Source organism: Geomonas terrae (genome assembly GCF_004791675.1).
GTDB classification, from domain to species: domain Bacteria; phylum Desulfobacterota; class Desulfuromonadia; order Geobacterales; family Geobacteraceae; genus Geomonas; species Geomonas edaphica.
The window spans coordinates 208,153-233,116 of the sequence record NZ_SRSC01000003.1 but is presented as its reverse complement, the minus strand read 5'-3'; the positions used below and the strand labels follow the sequence as shown (position 1 = coordinate 233,116).

Below are 24,964 nucleotides of genomic sequence, written 5' to 3'. Positions count from 1 at the left end.
CCGTGACGGCGGACCCACGCACCTGTAAAGTCTGCCTTACTCTATGTTTTGCACCTGTTCACGGATCTTCTCGAGCTCCGCCTTCAACTCCACCACGCACGCGGCCATCTGGGCGTCGTTCGCCTTCGAGCCGATCGTGTTCACCTCGCGGTTGATCTCCTGGAGCAGGAAGTCGAGCTTTCTACCCACCGGCTCGCTCTGCGCGAGGGTCTCGTCGAACTGGCGCATGTGGCTGCCAAGGCGCACGAGCTCCTCGGTGACGTCGCACTTGTCGGCCATGACGGCAACCTCCTGCGCGATGCGCTCCTCGGGGAGGCTCCCCTCGCCCAAAAGCTGCGCGATCCTCTCCTTCAGGCGCTGAGCGTACTCCGATACCACGAGCGGGGCACGCTCCCCCACCTGCCCGATCAGCCGGTCCAGGGTCTCGCGGCGCTTCTTGAAGTCGCCGAAAAGCGACTCCCCCTCGAAAAGGCGCATCTCGTCCACCCGGCGCAGCGCGTCGTCCACCGCGGCTAACAGCTCCTGCGGGATCTCCTCGAGGGTCGCCTCGGCCTCGGCGGCGACGGTGACCACGTCGCGCTGGGCCGCGATGAGAGAGAGGTCAACCTGCCCGGAAAGGCCCAGTGCCTCGCCGATGGTCTGGTACGCCTTCAGGTACCCACGCGCAAGCGGCAGGTTCGGGGTGGGAACCCCAAGGGCCACGGCGTTCTCTACCTGGATGAAGACGTCGATCTTGCCGCGCACGAGCCTCTCGCCCACCCGCTTCTTGATCTCGTTTTCGAACTGCATCAGCGCCCGGGGAAGCTTCACGGTCACCTCGCCGTAGCGGTGGTTCACGCAGCGCACCTCCACGATGAAGCGCCCCGCCTCGTGGACCGCCTCCCCCTTGCCGTATCCGGTCATGCTCTTTATCATGCCATCTCCCTTTATCGCGCCCCGTCTTATCGGCGGGACTCGAACAGTTTCTTTTCCCAGCGCCAGGCGTCCGCCACGATGGTGTGCAGGTCGTCGTACTTGGGGGTCCATCCGAGCACGCTGCGGATCTTGTCCGCCACGGCGACCAGGCTGTCCGGGTCGCCCGGGCGGCGCGGCGCCTCGTCGACCTTGAAGTTGACGCCGCTTACCTCCTTGACCACCCTGATCACCTCGCGCACGCTGCTTCCCGCGCCGTATCCCACGTTGATCACGTCCGAGCTCCCCCCCTTCTCGAGGTACGAGAGGGCGGCCAGGTGCGCCGAGGCGAGATCCTCGATGTGGATGTAGTCGCGGATGCCGGTGCCGTCGGGGGTCGCGTAGTCGGTGCCGAAGATGGAGACGCCGTCGCGCGCGCCAAGCCCCGCCTGGCAGGCCACCTTGATGAGGTGGGTCGCCTCCGGGGTGCGCTGCCCCATGCGCGCCTTCGGATCGGCCCCGGCGACGTTGAAGTACCGGAGCGCCACGTACGAGAAGCCGTGCGCGAAGGCCGCATCGCGCAGCATCCATTCGCTCATGAGCTTGGAGGTGCCGTAGGGGTTGATCGGGGCGGTGGCACTCGTCTCCGAGGCGCTCCCTCCCTCGGGCATGCCGTAGACCGCGGCGGTACTGGAGAAGATGAAACGCTCCACCCCCTGCTCGACGCAGGCCTGCAACAGGTTCAGGGTGTTGCGCGTGTTGTTTGAATAGTACTTGAGCGGCAGGTGCACCGACTCGGGGGCGATGATGGCGGCGGCGAAGTGCAGCACCGACTTGCAGCCGGTCTCCCTGATCGCCTCGCGGATCTTCGCCTGGTCGGCCAGGTCACCGACGATCAGGCGCTCCCCGTGGATCAGGGCGTCCGCCGAACCGGTGGAGAGGTTGTCATAGACCACCACCTCGTGACCGGCCTCGAAGAGCTGACGCACGACGTGGCTTCCTATGTAACCGGCTCCGCCGGTAACGAGAATGACACTCACAGAGCAAACCTCCATGACAAAGATAATGAAAGAGGGTCTAGCCATTTGGACTAAACCCTCGATACGCCGCGACGGCGAGACATAAAGCCGGCCATCACAGGCGCAACGCAGATGCTCATGCGAGCAATCGCGAATATTTATAACACCGACCCCTCACCAGTGCAAGGTTAAATCAAGTAAAGCAGGGGCCTTTGCCGGCACGTCGCCGGGGTGACTTCCCTTCACCCATCATCGCCCGGAACCTACCCGGGCTCGTGCAGGCGGTGCACCTTCATCAGATTGGTGGTGCCCGGGCTTGAGAGCGGACTCCCCATGGTTATGACCACGAGTTCCCCTTTTTTGAGCCAGCCGGTATCGAGTACCGCGGCCTCCACCGAGAGGATCTGCGATTCCGTGTCCCCCTCGATGTCGACCCTCAGGGCGTGCACCCCGGCGTACAGGGCGAGACGGCGGCGCACCTCCTGGGACGGGGTCACCGCGATGATGGGCTGGGCGGGACGGTACTTCGAAACCAGCGCCGCCGTGCTCCCGGTCTGGGTGAAGGCGAGGATGGCGGCGGCCTTGACGCTTTCCGCGGCACGGCAGGCGGCCATGCCGATCACCTCGGAGATGTTGGGGAGGCCGTTTTTGCCGTCCGGCCCCTTGCAGCACTGTGCCATGAGCTGCGGGTCGTTCTCGATGTCGCGCGCCACCTGGACCATCATGGATACCGCCTCCACCGGGTATTTCCCGGACGCGGTTTCAGCGGAGAGCATGATGGCGTCGGTGCCGTCGAGGATCGCGTTGGCGACGTCAGAGGTCTCGGCACGGGTCGGGCGCGGGTTGTTGACCATGCTCTCGAGCATCTGGGTCGCGGTGATGACCGGCTTCCCCGCCTCGTTGCAGCTGCGGATGATGCGCTTTTGGATGAGGGGCACCTTCTCCGGGTTCAACTCGACGCCCAGGTCGCCGCGGGCCACCATGACGCCGTTGGAGGCGCGCAGGATGGCGGCGAAGTTGAGCACCGCCTCGGGCTTTTCGATCTTCGCGATGATGCGCAAAGGGGAGCCCGCGGCGTCGATGATCTCGCGCAGCTGCAAAACGTCCGACTCCTGGCGCACGAAGGAGAGCGCCACGTAGTCAAGCCGCTGTTCCATGCAGAACTGCAGGTCCTCGCGGTCCTTCTCGGTGAGCGCCGGGGCCGAGACCTTGGCGCCGGGGAGGTTGATCCCCTTGCGGTCCTTCAAGAGACCGCCGGTGATCACCAGGCAGCGGACGTCATCCCCTTCCACGCCGAGCACCTTGAGCTCCATCAGGCCGTCGTCCAGAAGGATGCGATCCCCGGGCTTCACGTCGTGCGGCAGCCCGCGGTAGATGGTCGGGATCAGGTTCCCCTCGCCGAGCACCTCTCTCGTTGTGACCACGACCTCGCTTCCGGCGTCAAGCGGCATGCCCGCACCCGCCATGAGGCCAGTGCGGATCTTCGGACCTTGGAGGTCCCCCAGGATGGCGACGGCGTGCTCGCGGTCCTTGGAGAGGGCGCGGATGTTTTCGATGACCTGGACCTTCGTTGCGTAATCGCCGTGGGAGAAGTTCAGGCGGAAAACGTCGACCCCTGCATGGATCAGGGTTTCCAGCATCTCCTTCGAGTCGCTGGCGGGGCCGACGGTGGCTACTATCTTGGTGCGACGAAACATGGGTTCTCCTCATGGAGCCCGCCGGAGGGCCGCCGCGGGGCGGGCATCCGGAAGGGCTCGTGACGTAGATGGCGGAAGTGAAAAGCTTGAGGAACGACCCTTCATAATTACCCGAAATCGGGCGAGGGTGCAAATGGTAAGGAAGGTTTTGAGCTGGCTCTGCTTTTTTGGGGGGGAATTGTCCTGCCGGTCAGCGCGGCCCCAGCTCCTGCCACCGGAAGCAGTCGACGGTGTGGTCGTTGACCATGCCTACCGCCTGCATCAAGGCGTAGCAGATGGTGCTCCCGATGAAGCGAAAGCCGCGCCTTTTCAGGTCGCGGCTCAACCGGTCCGAAACCTCGCTCGTCGCGGGCACCTCGCCCAGGGTGCGCCAGGCGTTTTGCACGGGAGTGCCGTCCACGAAGCGCCAGAGGTACGCATCGAAGCTCCCGAACTCCTCCTGCACAGCGAGATACGCGCGGGCGTTGCCGAGCGTGGAGGAGATCTTCAGCCGGTTGCGCACGATCCCGGCGTCGGCCATGAGACGCTCCTCGTCGGCCGCCCCGAAGCGCGCCACGGCCTCGGGGTTGAACCCCGCGAAGGCGCGCCGGTAAGCCTCGCGCTTTCTGAGGATGGTGATCCAGGAAAGCCCGGCCTGGGCCCCCTCCAGGGTGAGGAACTCGAAGAGGAGGCAGTCGTCGTGCACCGGCACTCCCCATTCGAGGTCGTGGTAGGAACAGTAGAGGGGATCGCTCCCCGCCCATCCGCAGCGGTTCACGCTACCGCCCGTGGTGGTCACGGTCAAATTCCCGGTCCTCCCTGCGCTGCTCCTTGTCGAAACGCTTCTCCTCCTTGCGCTGCTCTTTTTCGAAGCGCTTATCCTCCTTGCGCTGCTCCTTCTCGAAGCGCTTATCTTCCTTGCGCTGTTCTTTTGCGAAGCGCTTCTCCTCCTTCGCGTCGTGACGCACCCCCTTCCAGTACCCCTTGTCGCTGCGGTGCCGCCCGCGGTAATGCTCGCGGTCGTGCCGGTAGACGTCATACTCGCGGGCACGGTACTCGCGGATGCGTTCGATGCGGTAGCGACGCAAGGACGGCGGCAGTTCGCGGTAGCGCACCGGATACCATCCCCCCCTGTTGTCCGGAGAGCGATACCAGCGACCGTCGCGGAACACGAAGTAGACGTTGTTCAGGTAGAAGAGGTCGTACGGAACGCCGACCGCGACGTAAAAGCCAAGCCGCTCCGGGTAGACGAAATCCACGTCCTCCTCGACGTCGTCGTAATAGGGAGCAGGAGGCGCCGGAGCGACCACCACCGGGCGGGGTGCCGGCGGAGGGGGCGCCACGACCACGGGACGGGGCTGGTTACCCAGGTGGATGTTGACGTCGACCCCTACGTTGGATGCGTGGATCTCGGGGACCATAAGCGGCAAGGCAACGACCTGCATGAGCGCGAAGAGCGCTTTTCTCTTAAGCGACACGGATGTACCTCCTCTGGATTGGGGTGTCAGTGTGACGCAGGGGGACGAACGGTCTCACTGCGCCCGCAGAACTCCCTTATGTAGTTTTCGAACTCTTCCGCCGGCATCGGTGTGGCGAAGTAGAACCCCTGCGCCTCGTCGCACTTCCTGCCGGCCAGGAAGTGGAGCTGGTCACTCGTTTCCACCCCTTCGGCCACCACCTTGAGTTTGAGGCTGCGCGCCATCGAGATGATGGCGACCGCGATGGCGGCGTCGTCGCTGTCGCTTGTGAGCTCGGCGATGAAGGAACGGTCGATCTTGATGGCGTCGATGGGGAAGTGCTTCAGGTAGCTAAGCGATGAATAGCCGGTGCCGAAGTCGTCGATGCTCAGGCGCACCCCCATCTTCTTCAGGGCCCGCAGGGTGTCGATGTTTCTCTCGGCGCGCTCCATGATGACGCTCTCGGTCAACTCGAGCTCCAGCGAGTTTGGGGGAACCCCGGTCGCCTCGATGTGGCGCTCGACGGTCTGCAGGAAATCCGGCTGGCGGAACTGCCGGCCGGAGATGTTGACCGCGATCTTCATCTGCGGGCAGATACGGCACCAGCGCGCCGCATGGAGGCAGGCCTCATGCAGCACCAGCTCCCCCAGCTCGAAGATGAGGCCGCTTGTTTCGGCGATCGGGATGAACTCGTCCGGCCCGACCAGGCCGAATTCGGGGCTCTGCCAGCGCAAAAGCGCCTCGGCCCCGGTCAGGCGGAAGCTCTTCAGGTCCCACTGGGGCTGGAAGTGCAGGTAGAACTCCCCCCGTCCGAGCCCCTGGCGCATGCCGTTTTCCAGGGCCGCACGGCGCATGTTACGCTCGTTCATCTCCTGGGAGAAGAAGTGGAACATCCCCTTCCCCTCGCTTTTGGCCTGGTAAAGGGCGGCATCGGCGCAGCGCAAAAGGCTCTCGACGTCGACCGCGTCGTCCGGATAAAGGGCGATGCCGATGCTCGTGCTGCCGTAGAGTTCCTCGCCGTCGATGACGAAGGGTGCCGTGAAGAGATCCTGCAGCCTGGCGGCCATCGCCGCGACACCGACCTCGTCCGGTCCGGAGTTGATCACGATGACGAATTCGTCGCCCCCTAGCCGGGCCAGCGTGTTCGACTCGCCGAGGGAGCCGGCCAGACGTGCGGCCACTTCCTGGAGAAACCGGTCGCCGTTTTCGTGCCCTTTCGAGCTGTTCAGGTCCTTGAAGTTATCGAGGTCGAGAAAGAGCAGGGCAAGCTCCCTGTTCTCCCGTTCGGCCAGGGCGAGCGCCTGGTGCAGGCGGTCCATGAGCAGCGACCGGTTCGGGAGCCGGGTGACGGGATCGTAGTAGGCGAGGGTTTCCAACTGCTGCTCGCACAGCTTCCGGGCGGTGAGGTCCTCGCAGGCGGTGACGACACCAAGGCAGCGCCCGCTTTGGTCCTTGATGGCACGCGAGGTGAGCTGCACCGGGAATTCCACGCCGTCCTTGCGCACGTTCAGACACTCCCGGGTCCAGAGGCAGAAGCTGCCGGGGCTGATGCGCGGCACGACGTCGTCGCGGCGCGGCGCGAAAATGCGCGCCTCCTTCCCGACCAGTTCTCCCGGTGCGTACCCGTGCATCTCCGCATCCACGTTGTTCGTGTAGACGATCCTGCCGTCGGTGTCGCTGATGGTGATCCCGAGCCCGATCGGGAGCGAGTCGATCGCTTCCTTCAGCATCGTAAGCCGCTCTTGGTCCTGGGGTGAACCGGTACCGTGCTGCTCGCGGGCCGGGGGAAAACAGGTCATTTCGGCGTTGGCCGCATCATGCATGGGAAAGCTCCTGCCGTGGCAAGCGCCCCGACACGAAAAATGTGATGTGTGTAAAGGAGGGAAAAAACGCCTCCGGTCCGCAGGTTCGGCGCCGGGGTGGTTGGGGAGGGATCATTAAAAGCGGGCGAAAAAAAACGGGTTGCCGATATCTTAGCTTAGATATTTCGGCAACCCGGCTGTCTCGGTGAGACCCTATAGGCTTTCCGTCCCATCCTCGCGGATGGTTTAGTATTATCGTTTATCCAGTTTTTCGGCTGTCCGCATAGCGCGCTTGCGATCGGCTCGAACCCGCCCCGGAGATCGCTCCAGGTAGCCGGCTTGCCTTGCCATCGAGTCAGACTATTAACCAGATGGAGAGGGAAAAGTCAAATGAAATTAAGCTCATCTTGCAGGTTGTCCTCGGGAAATCCCCGTGCGGGGCTTAGCCGATGATCTGGGACGACCGCATTTGCTGCCGCATCGGCACGGTCACCGTGACTTCGGTCCCCTTGCCGACCGTCGACTGGACGTCGATGTCCCCCCCGTGGCGCTTGATGATGCCGTAACTCACGGTGAGGCCGAGCCCCGGCCCCTTCCCTGCGGGCTTCGTGGTGAAGAAGGGATCGAAGATCTTCCCCATGCTCTGCGGCGGGATGCCGCAGCCGTTGTCCTTGATCACAACGGCCAGTTGGGGCTGCTCCCCGTACTTGGTCACAAGCCTTGTGCTTATATCGATCCTGCCGCCGTTTGGAAGCGCGCTCTTCGCGTTTTGCAGCAGGTTGACGTAGACCTCCAGAAGCTTCACGAAGTCCCCCTCGATGGGGGGGACGGCCGGGTCGAGATGCAGCTTCACCTCGATCTTCTGCTCCTTGAAGGGACCGTCCATGATTTCGAGGGTGTCCTTGAGCACCTGGTTGATGTCCATTTCGCTGAAGTTGCAGCGCACCTGCGTGGTGAAGCGGACCAGGTCCTCGACGATCTTTTGGCAGCGAACGGCGGCGCTCTCGATGCTCTCGAGCACGTCGATCCCTTCCATCAGTTCGCTGTCGATGGGGTGGGCGAGTGCGTTGCTGCGCAGCATCTGGATTGCCCCGAGGATCCCGGCCAGCGGGTTATTAAGCTCGTGAGCGGCGCCCGCGATCACCTCGCCCAGCGTGGTCATCTTCTCCGACTGGATCAGCTTGGCCTGGGCCTCCTTCAGGTGCCGGGTCTTCTCCTCGACCATCTTTTCCAGCCGTTCGTTCAGCTCCCTGCGCTGGGCCTCTACCTGCTTTCGTTCGGTGATGTCGCGCAGCATCACCTGGATCGCCTCCTGCCCCTGGAACATGATCCCGGTCGCGGTCGCCTCTACGTCGATAATCGCGCCGTCCTTGCGCACGATCCTCGACTCGCGCAGCGGGCAGGCCTCGCCGGTCTCCTTGATCTGCTGGATGCGCTCGAGCACCATACCGTGGAAGTCGGGGTGAACGAAGGTAAAGATCGACTTGCCGGCCAGCTCCTCAGGGCTTTCCAGACCAAAGAGGTTGGACGCCTCCTTGTTGGCGCACAAGTAGCGCCCCTCGCTTTGCACCACGATCGCTTCCGGCGCGTTCTCGAAGAGCTTCCGGTAGCGATCCTCGCTCTGCATCAGTTCCGCTTCCATCAGCTTGCGCTCGGTGATGTCACGGAAGATGCCGCGCGTGCTGATCGCCTGCCCCTTTTCCGTGTTGCAGTTGATGCTCCCCTCCAGGATGATGCTGCGACCGTCCTTGGCGAGGAACTCCACCTCCACCCGGGGTATCTTCTGACCGGTTTTCAGCTGGTCGAACATGTTAGCGCAGTGGCTCTGGCAGCACGGCTTGATCACGTCGAAGATGTTCATCGAGGCGAGCTCTTCGTCGCTGTAGCCCAAGGTGCGTTTCCAGGCGCTGTTCACGTAGATGAACTTGCCGGTGGCGTCCACGCTCTGGATGAGGTCGTTGGCGTTGTCCAGGATGTCGCGGTAGCGCTCCTCGCTCTCCCTCAACTCCTCTTCGGCCTTTTTACGGTCGGTGATGTCGAGAAAGCTCTCGACCAGGTGGTCCCGCCCGTGCAGTTTCACCCTTGCCACCGTTTTCACGATGGTGATGGTCTCGCCGTTACCCCTTAGAAGCCGCCGCTCGGCGTTGTCGATGCGCAGCCCCTGGTCGGTGATCGGGCAGGAGCCGACCTTCTCGGGGCAGATGAAGCAGTGACAGACGGCGCCGACCATGTTTTCCCTGTCGATGCCGATCAGTTCCACCGCCTTGGGATTCGCGTCGACGATGGTGTGGGTCTCCGCGTCGATGATGACGATGCCGACCTGCACCGTTTCGAAGACGGCGCTCAAGCGCCTGCGGCTCTCTTCGAGTTCGCCGGCTATGTGGGAGAAGTCGAAGCAGGCCGCGGCTGCGGCGCGCTCGGTGTCTTGTGCTTCGAGAGTACTGGACATCTGCTGCTCCTGGAACAGATTGAATGAAATGAGACCCTGGCTTCCTACTGTTTTTGCTGCTCTGCGGTCGAAACCGCGGCAAGTTCCTTCAAAACCCTTTTGGCGTCCCGGTGTCCCTGGGTCGACGCCCTCCGAAACCACACCTCGGCTTTCCCCTGGTCCGGGGCAGGCAGGGCGAGCCCCTGCAGGTACATCATGCCCAGGTCGTACTGCGCGTCGGCAAGCCCCGCGTCGGCCGCCTTCTGCATAAGCCCGAAGGCCTTTTTGAAGTCCTGCGGGACTATTTCACCGCGGATATAAACGAAGGCGAGGTTCCACTCCCCCTCAGGGTACCCCTGGTCCGCAGATTTCTGGTACCACTTGAGCCCCTCGAGCAGGTCCTGCTCGACCCCTACCCCGGCGGAAAGCATCACCCCGACCTTCATCTGCGCCTCGGCGTCTCCCTTTTCCGCCAGTTTCTTGATCCCTTTGAAGTCGGTGCCGTCGAAGCCGTGGCAGTAAACAGCCCCGAACAAAACCGACAGGAAGAGCCAGCAAAATACCCGTATAACTTTCATAAGAACCACCTCGCTCCTTTTCAATGCTATGCACGACATATGCACATAACTTGCCATCCGCTCAGGCGGCGTTCGCCGCACCGGGGATCTCAAGGGGGGCGGAGACGAGTGCGGCACCGGGCGCCGGGGCGAGGTAAGTCGGCACGTATCGTGCTGTACAATGAGGAAAGAGGTTGCCGCAATGGGCTAATTAAGGTCCGCCGTTCCTCCGCCGACACGCGGCAGAGCGCTAAAGGTGCTGAAAACCGTTACCTTTTCACCCGCATGTACAAGTGAGGCCTCCGGGCCGCCACTGGCTTTCGCGCGCCGGGCTACTGAAAAACCCGCACAAACTGCGTGAAATAGCGCAACGGGCAAGAAATTGTAACACAACGGGACAAAATTAAAAGTAAAAGCCCCCAGCCTGCACCGTAAGCGGGCCAGATGGCGCACCAAGCGGGTCATTTGCCCCAAGTCAATGTAGCGATATGCCCCAACGAATGACGTAATAGGTGACGAGCACCGTATTTATATCAAAAAACCTATACACAAATTTTAACATGAATGGTAGTATGGCCCGGTTTTTCGCAGCGCCAATGGCGTCGACTCCCTAAGTCTTTTCCCATACTTGGGACATTAGCCGCCGCAGAGCATCACCCACCCGTTGCAGGTCGAGGAAGGAACGTTCAACATGAGTAAAAACAGAATCCTGGTTGTTGACGACGAAAAGCTGATCTCATGGTCGCTCGCGGCGAGCCTGAAAAAAGACGGCTACGAGGTCGACACGGCGGCATCGGGCAGCGAAGCGCTCCAGAAATACGAGACTTTCAAGCCCGAGCTGGTCATGCTGGACATCTGCCTTCCCGACGTGAACGGCCTCGAGCTGCTGAAGCGCTTCAAGGCCGCCAACGAGGACCTCTACGTCATCATGATCACCGCCTACGCCAACGCGGATTCGGCGGTGCAGGCGCTGCAGGACGGCGCCGAGGACTACTTCGGCAAGCCCTTCAACCTCGAAGCGGTGAAGCATGTCGTGGAGCGCGCCTTTGAGAAGCGGCGCCTCAAGAAGGAAGTGGACTACTTCAGAAACGAACTGCGCCGCAAGTCGGACCAGGAGAAGATGGTCGGCAACAGCCCCAAGATGATCGAGGTCTTCAAGATGATCAAGATCTGCGCCGACGCCGATGCCAAGACGGTGCTCATCACCGGGGAGAGCGGCACGGGGAAGGAGCTGGTGGCAAAGGCGATCCACTACCACAGCGCCCGTGCGGACGCCCCCTTCATCGAGGTCAACTGCGCCTCGATCCCGGAAAACCTCCTTGAGAACGAGCTCTTCGGACACGAGAAAGGTGCCTACACCGACGCCTCGCGGCGCCAGAAGGGGGTTTTCGAGCTCGCCGAGGGGGGATCGGTGTTCCTGGACGAGATCGGCGACATGCCGTATCCCATGCAGGCCAAGATCCTGAAGGCGACCGAGACCAAGCGCTTTAGAAGGCTCGGCGGGCAGGAGGACGTCGAGGCGAACGTTAGGATCATCACGGCAACGCACCAGGATCTCCCGAAGATGGTGAAGGAAGGTAAATTCCGCGGCGACCTCTTCTTCCGACTGAACGTGATGAACATCTGTCTCCCGAAGCTTCGGGAACGCAAAGAGGACATCGAGTCGCTCGTGCAGTACTTCATCGAGAGCTTGAACGAGGAATACGGCAGGAGCGTGACCAACGCGTCGCCGGAGACGCTCGAGTATCTCACCAGGTACGACTGGCCGGGCAACGTGCGCGAGCTGCGCAACTGCATCGAAAGGCTCATGATGCTCGAGCAGGGGAAGGTGCTGACGCCCGAGTTCCTAAGCCCGGAGATCCGCCAGTGCAGGCTCCCGGTAGGGGAAAGCGAGGCAGGCGGCGTGATCAGTTCCGACTTCGCAGGAGAGCATATCGTGCTCCCCTCCACCGGCATCTCGCTGGAGGAGCTCGAGAAGATGCTGATCCAGCTGGCGCTCAAGAAGTCCGGCGGCAACCAGTCAAAGGCGGCCAAATTCCTGAAGACCAGCAGGGATACCCTGCGCTACCGCATGAAGAAGTTCGGGCTTTCCGACTCAGGCAAGGAAGGCGAGGTCGAGGGGACGGAAGCAGGCGCCGAAGGTGGCAACGGCGGTGTGGCGATGGCATCGGGAGGCAACGGCGGCTCGGCGCTCGCCGGAGAAGGTCTCAGGTGGGTCTAAGGAGGGTTGGCGGGAAATAGTGCGGTTTAGATGCCGGAGAGGTTCTCGTTTCTGTGGCAGTTGACGGAGCCTCCCCCCGCACAGCTTTGGAAGGGTAGCTTGCCGTCGGCGCGATCCCGCAGGATGTGCACCTGCACGCTTTCCCCACCGAGCACTAGACGTTCGATCTCAGGCGAGGTGATCGGGAGCTGCGTCACCACCATAAGCACCGCCAGATTGATCGCCGCCAAGACCCCCACGCAGGTCAAAAGCGCGCCGCTTTTCTCCCGCTCGTATATCTCTGCTTCGTTTCGCCCCACCGTCCCCAGCACCCTTTCCATCGCTCCTCCCTGGCCTGATGCCCTTCTCGCAATGATTACGAGCATTTCCTAGCAATTGTCGCACCAGAAGTCGCGTTTTTTGTAATTATCGGCCCCCCTTCCCCTGTACGGCAATTTAACCAACGAGATCAAGACCTTATAGCGCTCACCGAGAACTGCCACCCGGGTTTCCGGCCGGGCACGAGGCGCGCAGGATGCATGCCCCGTTACGCTCCACGCACCTGGGCAGATTTTGTGGGCGTATTGCCCCCCCTGCGGGTGATTCCGCCTAGTGCGTCCCCGCCCCTCAACGAAAAAGGCCGCCCTTTCGGGACGGCCTCTGCGCTGCGAAGAGCCTTACTGTCCGGTGGTACCGTCGGTCCCGGTCCCCTGCCCGGTCCCGCCGGTCCCCATGTTCCCGCTCGGGCCGCCCAGGTCCGGCTTGCCGTAGTTGGGCTTGTTGTCCATGCCGGTCGTTCTCCGGGTCTGCTTCCTGGATTTCTTCGTCCTCTTCTTTTTCTTCTTCTTGGTCTTCTTCGTCTGATGCGTACCAGCAGTTCCCTGGTCGGTTTGATTACCGGTAGACATGCCGGTTCCCGGTCCCGCATTCCCGTCCATACCCGTCCCGGTGGTGTCCGCAGCCCAAAGCGTTGCCGCGAAGGAAACGGCAACCAGGGCACCGACGATGATGGAAAGAGCTCTTTTCATGGCTAACCTCCTGACGTTTGGTGAACAACCGCCCCACTATAGCACATGATTAAAAATTACCAATTCGCACCGGCTGTTTTTGCAAAACACCCCTGTGCACAGGCATCCCCCTTGACACCCGCCGCCCTGATTGTTATAAACATTTAATCTTTATCTCAAGAAGGGGGGAGCGACACCTTGAAAAAGAAGAAGGCCTTCGATCTGGCCTATGAACAGTACCATCTGCTGCTGGCAAGGTTTAAATCGACGGGGGACACCCAGGAAAAGCACAGACTCTTCAGAAGGCTCACCAACCTCCTCGCAGTCATGGATTTCCTCATCTCCATCAACAAGGTCCAGTAGAGCTTCACGACGCTCTTATTTGCCTGTCTGTCGCGGAAAGCTTTCCACCGTTTGGGCATGCAGTTACCGGCGCGGTTATCCTGATCAGAGGATGGTGTTATACTACTGCCAGTCCAGGTAATCGCTATGACTGTCAAAAGCACACCCATTTCCGCTCGGCAACTTCACTTGGCGCGTCTCTGGCTTGCCGGTCTCAAACTGCTTGACGCGCTGCAGGACGAGTTTTTCCGCCTCTTCAAGAAGACCGTACAAGGCTTCGACGCGGAAGACGTGCACGATTTGCGTGTAGCCTCCCGGCGCCTGCGCGAGGGTCTCGCCCTCTTCGCGCCCATCCTCCCGCGCGGCAGGTTGCGGCGCCTCTCGCACCGGGTGAGAGGGCTGACCCGGCTGCTTGGGGAACTGCGCAACGCCGACGAGGCCGCCCTCTTCTTCACCGAGCTTGAGTCGCAGGCACCGATGGAAGCAGCGCCGGAAGCAAGGCGGCTAAGGGAGGAGCTGATCGCGGAGGGGGGACGGATCCGGTTGCAGCTCGAAAAGGACCTCAGGCGCTTCGACGCCGCATCGCTGCGCAAGGATTTCAAGTTCGGCCCCCCGAACCCGTTCAAGAGACGGCAGGCGGACCCGTTTCACCCCTTCCCGCCATTTGCCGCCGCGGCGTTTGCCGAGCGCGGCGCACAGGCTGAAGCCCTCCTGCCGGCAGCGTTGGAGGGAAAGGACGCCGCGGCGCAGCACCGTCTCCGGATAGCGGTCAAGAAATTGCGCTACCGCCTGGAGATCGTGGCACCGCTGTTATCGGACCAGGGGGAGGAAGCCAGGCGGACCCTCAAGCGCTATCAGGACCTGCTGGGAGAGCTGCATGATATCGATGTTTTCGCAGGACTGGTCCGGGAGCGCGTTGCCGACGGGGCTGGCAGGGAGGAGTTGCTGGAGACGATAGAAAAACGCCGCAGCGACCTCTTCGCATCCTTTTTGAAGCTGGATGCGAAGCATCCGCTGGGACCCCTGGCGGCGCGGGTCGGTGCGGGGCTTACCGGCCGGGGGAACCGGCAAGCTCGGTGAGGAGCGCGGCGACCGCCCGGCAGACGGCAGCGGCAAACGGCAGGTTGAGCGTCTCGAAGGTGTCGCCTGCCCCGTGGTAGTGCGGATTGCGGAAATTGGTGGTGTCGGTGAGCATGATGGCGGGAAAGCCCGCGTCCCAAAAGGGTGCGTGGTCGGATCTTCTCGTGTCCGGCAGCATCTCGCCGTTGCCGGGCACCACCAGGGGGACCACGGGCAGCGCGGCGCGCCCCGCCACCTGCACGAAGCGCGCGGCAAGGGCGTGCGACCGCTCGTTGGCGATCACGGCGAGGAAATCGCCGACAGCGGGGACCTCGACCGGTACCCCGGCAGGGGCCTCTTGCACCACGGACGCGCCGGCGAAGGCCACCGACTCCAGAACCACCACCGCCTCGACATCCCACCCCTCTTCGCGCGCATGGCGGGCCAGGGCCGTGCTGCCGCGCAGACCGCTCCCCGACAGCTCCGTCTCCGCGTTTTCCTCGAGGTTCACCCCCACGAACTGCAGGGTCCTTTCCGGGACGAGATCACCGAGCATGGCGGCCAGTTCCAGCATGACGGCGACACCGCTTGCGTTGTCGTCGGCCCCGGGAGAGCCCGCCACCGTGTCGTAGTGCGCGAGGACGAGGATCCTTTTGCAGGGAAGCGAGCGACCGGTGCGGGTCGCGATGACGTTATGGAAGGTTTTCCCGCCGTCGGTGAAGGGGTGCAGCCCGACGTGGTACTCGAGCGAGCGCAGGTTCTCCTCGATGTAGGCCTGTGCCTTGGCGAGGGCGGCGGGAGCAGCCGCAGGATGCCTCACACCCTCGAGACTCCGGATGTGGCGCGCGATGCGTGCCTCACTGACCGTCGGCGCTGCGTCCCCCCCTCCCCTGCAACCGGATCGGGGGCTCACTTCAGCGCCTGCAGTTCCTGCTCTAGTTGAGCGACCCGCGCCTCGTCCTTTTGCACCTCTTCGAGCTTGTTCCGGTAGGCGACCCGCGCCGGTATCGTCGAGGAGAGCGGGCTCTTGTTCACGTACGGGTTGTCCGCGTAGGTCGCCTTCCCCTTAGCGCGCTTCTTCTCGAACTCCGCGATCTCCTTCGCGGTCGGCGTGCGTCCCTTGGAAACCATCCATTTGTGCTGCAGCCGGGAAAGCTCTTCCTTCTTGGGGACGAGGGCCTCCTTCAGCCGTTTCAGCTCGGCCTCCAGCTTCGCGCGAGTGGTCGCCGCGACGGGCTGGGCGGCGGGCTTCGCCGCGCTCCCGGAAGCATCGGATGCGGCGGGCGCCTCCTGCTTTTTTTGCGCCGGGGCCGCCCCCTTTTCGGCAGCGGCCGAATCGGTTTCCGTCACCCGTTTCTGGTACCTCTCCGGGATGCGGTCGGAGTCGTCGGTGAAGTGCAACACCCCTGCGTCGTCGCGCCACTGGTAGGTGGCGGCCGAAGCGAGGCACGGTAAGGCTGCGGCAAGAAAGATGGCCAGCTTGATGAAGGTTCGCATCGCTCCTCCAGGGGGGCTAAAGGACGGTAATTCCGAAGCTGAAGATAATATGCATGTGGGGGCGTTTGTCAATTTTCTTTTGCCGCTTCTCATTTTTTTAGAGCGTCCCCCTCTCCCGGCGCTCCTTGCCCCCCCATAAGGGCTTCATCCCGAAAAGGGGCTTGTCCCCCGTAGGGGCTTCATCCCGGATGGGGGCTCGTCCCCCGTAGGGGCTTCATCCCGGAGGGGGAAAACGAGAAAAGGCCGGGGTCCCCCCCGGCCTTTTCCGCAAAGCGCCCAAGGCGCCCTTCCCTATTTAATAGTTACTCCTCCGCCCCGAAGCTGAGCGCCGCAAGCTTCTGGTAGTACTCGAAGCGGCTCGCCGCCCAGGCGCCCGCCTTCTCCATCAGCTTCCCGGCCGCCTCCGGGTTCACCTTCTTGAGCACCTTGTAGCGGTTCTCGCCGCCGGCGAACTCCTCGAAGCTGGTGCTTGGCGCCTTGCTGTCCAGTTGCAGCGGGTTCTTCCCCGCGCCGGTGAGTTCCGGGTTGTACCGGTACAGCGGCCAGTAACCGGACGACACCGCCTTTTTCTGCTCGTCCACGCCGCGGGTCATGTCGATGCCGTGCGCGATGCAGTGCGAGTAGGCGATGATGAGCGAGGGACCTTCGTACGCCTCCGCCTCCATGAACGCCTTCACCACCTGCCCGGGGTTTGCGAGCGACACGCTCGCCACGTAGACGTGGCCGTAGGCCATCGCCATCATGCCGAGGTCCTTCTTGGCCATCACCTTACCCCCCGCCGCGAACTGGGCCACGGCGCCGATCGGGGTCGACTTGGAGGCCTGGCCTCCCGTGTTCGAGTAGACCTCGGTATCGAGCACCAGGATGTTCACGTTCTTGCCGGAGGCGATGACGTGGTCCAGGCCGCCGTAGCCTATGTCGTAGGCCCAGCCGTCCCCCCCGACGCACCACACCGATTTCTTCACGAGGTAATCGGCGATCGGTATGAGTTCCGCCGCCTTCTCTTCGCGGCAGGCACCAAGCGCCTCCTTGAGACGCGCCACCCGCTCCCGCTGCGCCTCGATCTCGGCCTGCCCTTCCTGGCGGCTTGCGAGGATCTCGTGCATGAGCGGCTGCAGGTCGGTACAGCACGGGGAGGCGAGCAGTTGCTCCAGGATTTCCCGCGCCGCCTCGCTGAACTTGTCCACGGCGAGCCTCATGCCGTAGCCGAACTCGGCGTTGTCTTCGAAGAGCGAGTTGGACCAGGCCGGGCCGCGCCCGTCGGCGCGCTTCGCCCAGGGCGTGGTCGGGAGGTTCCCGCCGTAGATCGAGGTGCAGCCGGTGGCGTTGGCGATGAGTGCACGGTCCCCGAAAAGCTGGGAGAGAAGCTTCAGGTACGGGGTCTCGCCGCACCCGGCGCAGGCGCCTGAGTACTCGAAGAGCGGCCGCACCAGCTGGCTGCCGCGCAGTGTGTCGAGTTTCACCCGCGAGGGGTCGAGATCGGGAAGCGACAGGAAGAAGTGGTAGTTCGCCGCCTCCTTCACGCGCAGGGGGGGCTGGAAGCGCATCTCCAGGGCCTTGCGCGCCGGGTTCTCCTTGTCCTTCGCCGGGCAGTTGTGGGCGCAGGCGCCGCACCCGGTGCAGTCCTCGGGGGCGACCTGGAAGGTCACCTTCATATCCTTCAGGTCGGGCATCTTGGAGTCCGCCGACTTGAAACCGTCCGGAGCCCCGGCGAGCGCGGCGGGATCGTAGGCCTTGACACGAATCGCCGCGTGCGGGCAGACGAAAGAGCAGATGGCGCACTGGATGCAGAGCTTCTCGTCCCACACCGGGATATCCACCGCGATGTTTCGCTTCTCGTACTGCGAGGTGGCGGTCGGGAAGGTGCCATCGATCGGCATGGCGGAGACGGGGAGCTCGTCGCCGAACCCGGCGATGATGCGGCCGGTCACCTCCTTCACGAAGTGCGGCGCGCACGCCCCTACCGGCGCGGGCTTCGTGATGCGGCTCGAGGGAGCGGCGGGGACGGCGACCTCGTGGATGTTCAAGAGCGCCTGGTCGACGGCGGCGTTGTTCATCGCCACCACCTTCTCCCCAGCCTTGCCGTAGCTCTTCTTGATGGCCCCCTTGATCTCTGCGATCGCCGCCTCAAGCGGGATGATCCCGGAGATCTTGAAGAAGGCTGTCTGCATGATCACGTTGATGCGTGCGCCAAGCCCCAGTTCCTCGGCGAGCTTGATCGCGTTGATGGTGTACACCTTGAGCTTTTTGTCGATGATCTGCTTTTGCACCTCGACCGGCATCTTGTCCCACACCTCGTCGTGCGAAAACGGCGAGCAGAGGAGGAAGGTGCCGCCCGGCTTCGCCTTGCCGAGCATGTCGTACTTCTCGAGGAAGGTGAAGTTGTGGCAGGCGACGAAGTCGGCGTTGTCGATCAGGTACGGCGCGTTGATCGGCTTCCTGCCGAAACGCAGGTGCGAGGTGGTGATGGTCCCCGCCTTCTTCGAGTCGTAGACGAAGTAGGCCTGGGCGTAGTTGTCGGTCGCCTCCCCGATGATCTTGATGGAGTTCTTGTTCGCCCCGACGGTGCCGTCCGAGCCAAGGCCGAAGAACATCGCCTCGTAGGTCCCGTCCATGGCGGTCCTAAAGGAGCTGTCGTAGTCGAGGCTCGCGCCGGTCACGTCGTCCTTGATCCCCACGGTGAAGTTGCTGACCGGCTGGGCGGACTTCAGGTTGTCGAAAACCGCCTTGGCCATCGCCGGGGTGAACTCCTTGGAGCCCAGGCCGTAGCGCCCGCCGACCACCACCGGGTAGCCGACGAAACTCGTGAGCCCCGCCGCCATCCCCTCGCCGATCGCGGTCCGGACATCCAGGTAAAGCGGCTCCCCCAAGGCACCAGGCTCCTTGGTGCGGTCGAGCACCGCGATGCGGCGCACCGAGGCGGGGAGCGCCTTCACGAAGGCGTTCAGCGGGAAGGGACGGTACAGGTGGATCTTCACGACGCCCACCTTTTCCCCCTGCGCGTTCAGGGCGTCCACCGTTTCCTGCACCGTGTCGGCGCCGGAGCCCATGATCACGACGACCCGCTCCGCGTCCGGCGCCCCGGCGTACTCCACCGTGGCGTACTTACGTCCGGTGAGTGCGGCGAAGCGCTCCATCTCCTTCTCCACGATATCGATGGCGGCCGGGTAGAAGCCGTTCACCGTCTCGCGCCCCTGGAAGTAGACGTCCGGGTTCTGCGCGCTGCCGCGCAGCACCGGGCGGTCCGGGGTGAGACAGCGGGCGCGGTGCGCGTTGACGAGTTCCGTGTCGATCATGGCGCGCATGTCGTCGTAGGTGAGCTCCTCGACCTTCTGGACCTCGTGCGAGGTACGGAACCCGTCGAAGAAGTGCAGGAACGGTAGGCGGGAGCGCAGGGTCGCCGCCTGGGCGATCAGGGTGAAGTCCATCACCTCCTGCACGTTGTTGGAGCAGAGCATGGCCCAGCCGGTTGAGCGGCAGGACATGACGTCGGAATGGTCACCGAAGATGGAGAGCGCCTGCGTCGCTATGGCGCGCGCCGAGACGTGGAAGACCGTGGAGGTGAGTTCGCCGGCGATCTTGTACATGTTGGGGATCATCAGCAAAAGCCCCTGGCTCGCCGTGAAGGTCGTGGTGAGCGCCCCCGCCTGCAGAGCGCCGTGCACGGCACCCGCCGCGCCACCCTCTGACTGCAGCTCGGAAACAAGCGGTACCGTCCCCCAGATGTTCTTCTCCCCCACCGCGCTTTTCGCGTCGGAGATCTCCCCCATCACCGAGGAAGGGGTGATCGGGTAGATGGCGATGACTTCGTTCGTTGCGTGTGCCACGTGTGCCGCCGCCGTGTTGCCGTCTATGGTTACCATTCTTCTTTTCATCCTATGCTCCTCTTGTAAATGCACTGCAGTCTCTTATCTCGGACTAGGAGGTGCTCTGCCAGGGAACCACGTCCTGCAGCGCCTCCCGCATAAGGTCCGACACCTTCATGTTCACCTCTTTGGAAAACTTCTCTATCGCTTCGCGGTCCTCGCGGCTCACCCGAACCGAGAGGACGTGATAGCGCGGGTTCTCTTTTTTCTTCATGTCGTTCTCCGCCGCCGCACCGTGGTGCGGCCCCCTTGTCACGGTCTGTAGACCTTCAATAGCGCCTCGGCCATCTCGGCCGGCGTATCCGCCACGCTGATGCCGCACTCCCTCAAAACCGCCACCTTCTCGGTCGCGGTCCCCTTGCCGCCGGAGATGATGGCGCCGGCATGTCCCATCCTCTTCCCCGGAGGGGCGGTGACGCCTGCGATGTACGCCGCCACCGGCTTCGACATATGCTCCTTGACGAAACGGGCCGCCTCTTCCTCTGCACTTCCCCCGATCTCGCCGATCATGATCACCGCATCGGTGTCCGGGTCCTCTTCGAAGAGGCGCAGGCAGTCGATGTGGCTCGTGCCGTTCACCGGGTCGCCCCCGATCCCCACGCAGGTCGACTGGCCAAGGCCGATCGAGGTGAGCTGCCAGACCGCCTCGTAGGTGAGCGTGCCGCTTCGGGAAACGACCCCCACCTTGCCCGGCTTGTGGATGTAGCCGGGCATGATGCCGATCTTGCACTCACCCGGGGTGATGACGCCCGGGCAGTTCGGGCCGACCAGGCGGGTCTTCTTCCCGACCAGGTACTGCTTGACCTTCACCATGTCGAGCACCGGGATCCCCTCGGTGATGCAGCAGACGAGCTCCACCCCGGCATCCACCGCCTCCATGATCGAGTCGGCGGCGAAGGGGGGGGGCACGTAGATGACGCTTGCGTTTGCGCCGGTCTCATGCACAGCCTCAGCCACCGTGTCGAAGACCGGGAAGCCGTCGACGACGCTCCCGCCCTTGCCCGGGGTAACCCCTCCGACCATCTGTGTGCCGTACTCGCGGGCGCCCTGCGCGTGGAAAAGACCGGTGGCGCCGGTGATCCCCTGGGTGATGACCCTGGTGTCCTTGTTGATCATTATGCTCATGACTCCCCTCCTAAGCCGCTGCCGCTACGGCGGCGACGATCTTTTTGGCCCCGTCGGCCATGCCATCCGCGGCGACGATGTTCAGGCCGCTCTCCGCGAGAAGGCGCTTGCCCAGTTCCACGTTGGTCCCCTCGAGCCTGACCACGAGCGGCACCTTGATCTCGACCTGCCGCGCCGCCTCGATGACGCCGGTGGCGATCACGTCGCACTTCATGATGCCGCCGAAGATGTTGACGAGGATCCCCTTCACGTTCTTGTCCGAGAGGATGATCTTGAAGGCCTCGGTGACGCGCTCGATGGTCGCCCCGCCCCCTACGTCCAGGAAGTTCGCCGGATCCCCGCCGTAGTGCTTGATGATGTCCATGGTGGCCATGGCGAGCCCGGCGCCGTTCACGAGGCAACCGATGTTGCCGGAAAGCGAGATGTAGGAGAGGTCGTGCTGGGAGGCCTCGATCTCGTTCGCGTCCTCCTCGTCGAAGTCGCGCATGTCGCCGATCTGCAGGTGACGAAAGAGCGCGTTGTCGTCGAAGCCGAACTTCGCGTCCAGGGCAAGAAGCTCCCCTTCCGCGGTCACCACGAGCGGGTTGATCTCGAGAAGCGAGCAGTCGCAGGCGACGAAGGCGGTGTATAGGTTGCCGAAGAGCTTCACCGCCTTGTTCGTCAGCTTACCCCTGAGGCCTAAACTGAAGGCGATCTTGCGGCACTGGAACGGGGTGAGCCCGACCAGGGGATCCACCGCCTCGGTGACGATCTTCTCGGGGGTCTTCGCGGCGACCTCCTCGATGTCCATCCCCCCCTCGGTCGAGGCCATCACCGTGACGCGGGAAGTGCCGCGGTCCACGAGAAAGCTCACGTAAAGCTCGTTCTCGATGTTGCAGCCGTTCTCCACCAGCACCCGGTGCACCACCTTCCCTTCAGGTCCGGTCTGGTGGGTCCTGAGGGTCATCCCCAGCATGTCGCGCGCGATCATCTGCACCTCGCCGGAGGTTCGGGCCAGTTTCACGCCCCCCCCCTTGCCGCGCCCGCCGGCATGGATCTGGGCCTTTACCACCCAGGGCCCCTCACCCAGCCGCTTCGCCCACTCCCGGGCGCTCGCGCCGTTGTAGCAGACGTGGCCGTCGGGAACCGGCACGCCGAACTTCCTGAGAATCGCCTTGGCCTGGTACTCGTGGATGTTCATCTTCCCTCCTCGCCCCCCGTTTCATTCTCCCAGCGAAGGGTGCAACATTAGAGTTTATTTGTTTTATTTTGGCAGAAAAACCGGTATCGGCTCCGCTCAACACTCATATACTCCTCTGCAAAATGTTTGGCAAACACTTTTATACTATTTTGTAAATAAAATTGGTCATACCAAATCGGCACGAACAGACACCGCACCGCCAAGGGTAAACACCGGCCCACCCGTAATGTAAATTACTGTGAAAATACGGCACATTAACCTGCAATACGCAGGCAGGTCCAAAACTGATCGAACGAGCGTTATAAAAATAAAACGCACCCGGATTCGTTTCTTGGTTACTTTGTAATACAGAGAAATCGGTGGTTCATCAAGGAGGGGAAAGGTGTAGCCGTAAAATAAAACACGGCGTAAACGAGGAGGAAGGCTTGGACAAAAAAATCCCCCGTTCCCTTGCTTGGGGAACGGGGGATTCCGGCACTGCGGCGCGTAAAATTACAGGTTCTGGGCGTCCGCTACCGCGATGGCGGCCATGTTGACCACGTCGCTCTCGTCGTCGCCGCGCTGCAGCACATGCACCGGCTTGTTCATACCCATGAGAATGGGGCCGATCGCCTCAGCGCCTCCAAGGCGGCGCAAAAGCTTGTAGCAGATGTTGCCGGAGTTGAGGTCAGGGAAGATGAGGACATTCGCCGGGGTCTTCAGTTTCGAGAAGGTGAAACCGTCGAGGAGCTCGGGGACCACCGCGGTGTCCGCCTGCATCTCCCCCTCGATGACCAGGTGCGGGGCACGCTCCTTCACGAGCTCGACGGCGCGCTTCACCTTCTGCGCCTGCGGATGCTCCACGGAGCCGAAGTTGGAGAAGGAGAGCATGGCGATCCTCGGCTCTATGTCGAGCATGGCGACCTTCTCGGCGGCAAGGATGGCGGTCTCGGCAAGCTCCTCCGCGGTCGGGTCGATGGTCACCGTGGTGTCGGCGAGGAAGTAGACCCCCTTCTTGAACACCATCATGTACAGGCCGTGCACGCTGGAGAGGCCCGCCTGCTTTCCAAGCACCTCCAGGGCCGGACGGATGGTGTCGGGGTAATGGGTGTCGATGCCGCCAAGAAGCGCATCGGCGTCGCCGCGGGCCACCATCATGGTGGCGAAATGGGTCCTCGACTTGCGGCGCATAACGCGCCTGCTCTCGGAGAGGGTGAGCCCCTTTCTCTGGCGCAGGCGGTAGAGCTCGTCGGCATACCCCTCGGTCAGCTCCGAGTCGGCCGGGTCGACGATCGGCACATCGAGGTCGAGGTTCAGCTCGTCCATCTTCTGCTGGATCTTCTTGCGGTCGCCGACGAGGATCGGCTTGGCGATTCCCTCCTCGACCAGGGTCTGGGCCGCGCGCAGGATCTTCTCGTTGTCACCCTCGGGGAAGACCACCCGCTTGGGGTCGCTCTTTGCCTTATTGATGACCATGCGCATGATCTCTTTGGATTTTCCCTGCGAGCATTCCAGCTGCTCGAGGTAGCGCGCCATGTCCTCGATCGGCTGGCGTGCGACGCCGGTCTCCATGGCCGCCTGGGCGATCGCCGGTGCCACGTGCAAAAGGACGCGCGGATCGAAGGGCTTCGGGATGATGTAGTTCGGTCCAAAGGAGAATTTCTCGTTGCCGTAGGCCTTCGACACCGCGTCGGGCACCTCCTCGCGGGCAAGCTTCGCAAGCGCATGCACGGCGGCCAGCTTCATCTCCTCGTTGATCGCGGTGGCGCGGACGTCCAGGGCACCGCGGAAGATGAAGGGGAAGCCTAGCACGTTGTTCACCTGGTTCGGGTAATCGCTTCTGCCGGTCGCCATGATGACGTCGCCGCGCACTGCGTGCGCCTCCTCCGGGGTGATCTCCGGGTCCGGGTTCGCCAGGGCGAAGATGATCGGGTTGGGCGCCATGGAACGCACCATATCAGGGGTGAAGGCGCCCTTCGCGGAAAGGCCGAAGAGGACGTCCGCCCCTGCCGCCGCCTCTTCGAGGGTGCGGAAAGGCGTGTCGGCGGCGAAGAGTTCCTTGTAGGGGTTCATCCCCTCCACTCTCCCCTTGTAGATGACCCCCTTGGTGTCGCACATGATCATGTTGTTCGGCTTTACGCCGAGCGCTATGGCGAGTTTCGCGCAGGAGTTCGCCGAGGCGCCCGCACCGTTCACCACGATCCTGATCTCTTCGATCTTCTTGCCGGTCAACTGCAGCGCGTTTAAAAGGGCCGCCGAGGAGATGATGGCGGTGCCGTGCTGGTCGTCGTGGAAGACCGGGATGTTCATGGTCTTTTTGAGCGTCTCCTCGATGTAGAAGCACTCAGGCGCCTTGATGTCCTCCAGGTTGATGCCGCCGAAGGTGGGCTCCAAGAGCTGGCACGCCTTGATGATCTCGTCCGGGTTCTCGGTGTTAAGCTCGATGTCGAAGACGTCGATGTCGGCGAAGCGCTTGAAGAGGACCCCTTTGCCCTCCATGACCGGTTTGCCGGCAAGAGCTCCGAGGTTGCCGAGACCCAGCACCGCGGTGCCGTTAGACACCACCGCGATCAGGTTCCCCTTGGCTGTGTACTTGTAGGCGTCGTCTGGGTTCTGCTGGATGGCGAGGCAGGGCTCGGCCACTCCCGGAGAGTAGGCGAGCGACAGGTCCGCTGCGGTCTGGCACGGCTTGGTGGCGATGACTTCGATCTTTCCCTTCCTGCCGCCGGAATGGTAGTCCAGGGCTGACAGTTTCTTACTCACTAGGCGTTCCTCCCGTTGATACTGGAATTTGGTTAAAAAAAGAGGGCAGCAGCAACGGCGTGCTCGCCCTCTTCAAAAGGCTCCCTTTCGGAAGCCCAAAAAAGGCGGGCGGCCCA

20 protein-coding genes and 1 riboswitch are annotated in these 24,964 nt (G+C 62.9%); of the genes, 3 read left to right on the top strand and 17 right to left on the bottom strand.

Translation table 11 applies throughout. From position 1 onward, the window contains the following. Positions 1 to 36: 36 nt before the first annotated feature. From E4633_RS12805 to E4633_RS12770, 8 genes are all read right to left on the bottom strand, one after another. On the bottom strand, positions 37 to 915 hold the full coding sequence (locus E4633_RS12805) for a YicC/YloC family endoribonuclease (RefSeq protein ID WP_135870659.1): 879 nt from the start codon (positions 913 to 915) through the stop codon (positions 37 to 39). 26 nt (positions 916 to 941) lie between these two features. After that, on the bottom strand, positions 942 to 1,931 hold the full coding sequence (gene galE / locus E4633_RS12800) for a UDP-glucose 4-epimerase GalE (protein ID WP_246038102.1): 990 nt from the start codon (positions 1,929 to 1,931) through the stop codon (positions 942 to 944). 242 nt (positions 1,932 to 2,173) lie between these two features. Next, complete coding sequence (gene pyk / locus E4633_RS12795) at positions 2,174 to 3,607, bottom strand: pyruvate kinase (RefSeq protein ID WP_135870658.1); 1,434 nt, start codon at positions 3,605 to 3,607, stop codon at positions 2,174 to 2,176. A gap of 190 nt (positions 3,608 to 3,797) precedes the next feature. Beyond that, positions 3,798 to 4,385: a DNA-3-methyladenine glycosylase I gene (locus tag E4633_RS12790; RefSeq protein WP_135870657.1), complete on the bottom strand. Its 588-nt coding sequence runs from the start codon at positions 4,383 to 4,385 to the stop codon at positions 3,798 to 3,800. Beyond that, positions 4,366 to 5,064: a hypothetical protein gene (locus tag E4633_RS12785; protein ID WP_135870656.1), complete on the bottom strand. Its 699-nt coding sequence runs from the start codon at positions 5,062 to 5,064 to the stop codon at positions 4,366 to 4,368. Before E4633_RS12785 ends, E4633_RS12790 begins: the two co-directional genes overlap by 20 nt. 26 nt (positions 5,065 to 5,090) lie before the next feature. Beyond that, positions 5,091 to 6,866, bottom strand: a complete 1,776-nt coding sequence (locus tag E4633_RS12780) for a putative bifunctional diguanylate cyclase/phosphodiesterase (protein ID WP_135870655.1) — start codon at positions 6,864 to 6,866, stop codon at positions 5,091 to 5,093. A gap of 163 nt (positions 6,867 to 7,029) precedes the next feature. Then, positions 7,030 to 7,106, bottom strand: a riboswitch (cyclic di-GMP riboswitch). Between the two features lie 181 nt (positions 7,107 to 7,287). Next, positions 7,288 to 9,294 (bottom strand): PAS domain-containing protein, encoded by a 2,007-nt coding sequence (locus E4633_RS12775; RefSeq protein WP_135870654.1) that lies wholly within the window; start codon positions 9,292 to 9,294, stop codon positions 7,288 to 7,290. 44 nt (positions 9,295 to 9,338) lie between these two features. Next, positions 9,339 to 9,851 carry a tetratricopeptide repeat protein gene (locus E4633_RS12770; protein WP_135870653.1) on the bottom strand — a complete coding sequence of 171 codons (513 nt, stop codon included), beginning with the start codon at positions 9,849 to 9,851 and terminating at the stop codon, positions 9,339 to 9,341. Positions 9,852 to 10,521: 670 nt separating this feature from the next. Here E4633_RS12770 and E4633_RS12765 point away from each other — a divergent pair. Beyond that, positions 10,522 to 12,051 (top strand): sigma-54-dependent transcriptional regulator, encoded by a 1,530-nt coding sequence (locus E4633_RS12765; RefSeq protein ID WP_135870652.1) that lies wholly within the window; start codon positions 10,522 to 10,524, stop codon positions 12,049 to 12,051. Positions 12,052 to 12,077: 26 nt separating this feature from the next. On the opposite strand, the gene E4633_RS12760 is transcribed toward E4633_RS12765, so the two are convergent. Further along, positions 12,078 to 12,371 (bottom strand): hypothetical protein, encoded by a 294-nt coding sequence (locus E4633_RS12760; protein ID WP_135870651.1) that lies wholly within the window; start codon positions 12,369 to 12,371, stop codon positions 12,078 to 12,080. A gap of 336 nt (positions 12,372 to 12,707) precedes the next feature. Then, the gene (locus E4633_RS12755; RefSeq protein WP_135870650.1) at positions 12,708 to 13,058 is read right to left on the bottom strand and encodes a hypothetical protein; all 351 of its coding nucleotides are present in this window, start codon (positions 13,056 to 13,058) and stop codon (positions 12,708 to 12,710) included. A gap of 177 nt (positions 13,059 to 13,235) precedes the next feature. Here E4633_RS12755 and E4633_RS20605 point away from each other — a divergent pair, with 177 nt between their 5' ends. After that, the gene (locus tag E4633_RS20605) at positions 13,236 to 13,400 is read left to right on the top strand and encodes a hypothetical protein (RefSeq protein WP_198419436.1); all 165 of its coding nucleotides are present in this window, start codon (positions 13,236 to 13,238) and stop codon (positions 13,398 to 13,400) included. Positions 13,401 to 13,526: 126 nt separating this feature from the next. After that, positions 13,527 to 14,459 carry a CHAD domain-containing protein gene (locus E4633_RS12750; protein ID WP_135870649.1) on the top strand — a complete coding sequence of 311 codons (933 nt, stop codon included), beginning with the start codon at positions 13,527 to 13,529 and terminating at the stop codon, positions 14,457 to 14,459. On the opposite strand, the gene E4633_RS12745 is transcribed toward E4633_RS12750, so the two are convergent. From E4633_RS12745 to E4633_RS12715, 7 genes are all read right to left on the bottom strand, one after another. Next, positions 14,428 to 15,258 carry a M28 family peptidase gene (locus tag E4633_RS12745; protein WP_246038100.1) on the bottom strand — a complete coding sequence of 277 codons (831 nt, stop codon included), beginning with the start codon at positions 15,256 to 15,258 and terminating at the stop codon, positions 14,428 to 14,430. The genes E4633_RS12750 and E4633_RS12745 overlap by 32 nt on opposite strands. Before the next feature lie 89 nt (positions 15,259 to 15,347). Beyond that, a complete protein-coding gene (locus E4633_RS12740; protein WP_135870647.1) occupies positions 15,348 to 15,935 on the bottom strand; it encodes a DUF4124 domain-containing protein in 588 nt (195 codons plus the stop codon). Positions 15,936 to 16,237: 302 nt separating this feature from the next. Then, the gene (gene nifJ, locus E4633_RS12735) at positions 16,238 to 19,810 is read right to left on the bottom strand and encodes a pyruvate:ferredoxin (flavodoxin) oxidoreductase (RefSeq protein WP_135870646.1); all 3,573 of its coding nucleotides are present in this window, start codon (positions 19,808 to 19,810) and stop codon (positions 16,238 to 16,240) included. A 43-nt stretch (positions 19,811 to 19,853) separates the two neighbouring features. Beyond that, entirely contained in the window at positions 19,854 to 20,015 is a 162-nt protein-coding gene (locus tag E4633_RS12730; RefSeq protein WP_129126753.1) for a DUF6290 family protein, read from the bottom strand. Positions 20,016 to 20,053: 38 nt separating this feature from the next. Further along, positions 20,054 to 20,926: a succinate--CoA ligase subunit alpha gene (gene sucD / locus E4633_RS12725; RefSeq protein ID WP_135870645.1), complete on the bottom strand. Its 873-nt coding sequence runs from the start codon at positions 20,924 to 20,926 to the stop codon at positions 20,054 to 20,056. A 10-nt stretch (positions 20,927 to 20,936) separates the two neighbouring features. After that, positions 20,937 to 22,106 carry an ADP-forming succinate--CoA ligase subunit beta gene (gene sucC, locus E4633_RS12720; RefSeq protein ID WP_135870644.1) on the bottom strand — a complete coding sequence of 390 codons (1,170 nt, stop codon included), beginning with the start codon at positions 22,104 to 22,106 and terminating at the stop codon, positions 20,937 to 20,939. Positions 22,107 to 22,598: 492 nt separating this feature from the next. Continuing rightward, positions 22,599 to 24,848 carry an NADP-dependent malic enzyme gene (locus E4633_RS12715; RefSeq protein WP_135870643.1) on the bottom strand — a complete coding sequence of 750 codons (2,250 nt, stop codon included), beginning with the start codon at positions 24,846 to 24,848 and terminating at the stop codon, positions 22,599 to 22,601. Between the last annotated feature and the right edge of the window lie 116 nt (positions 24,849 to 24,964).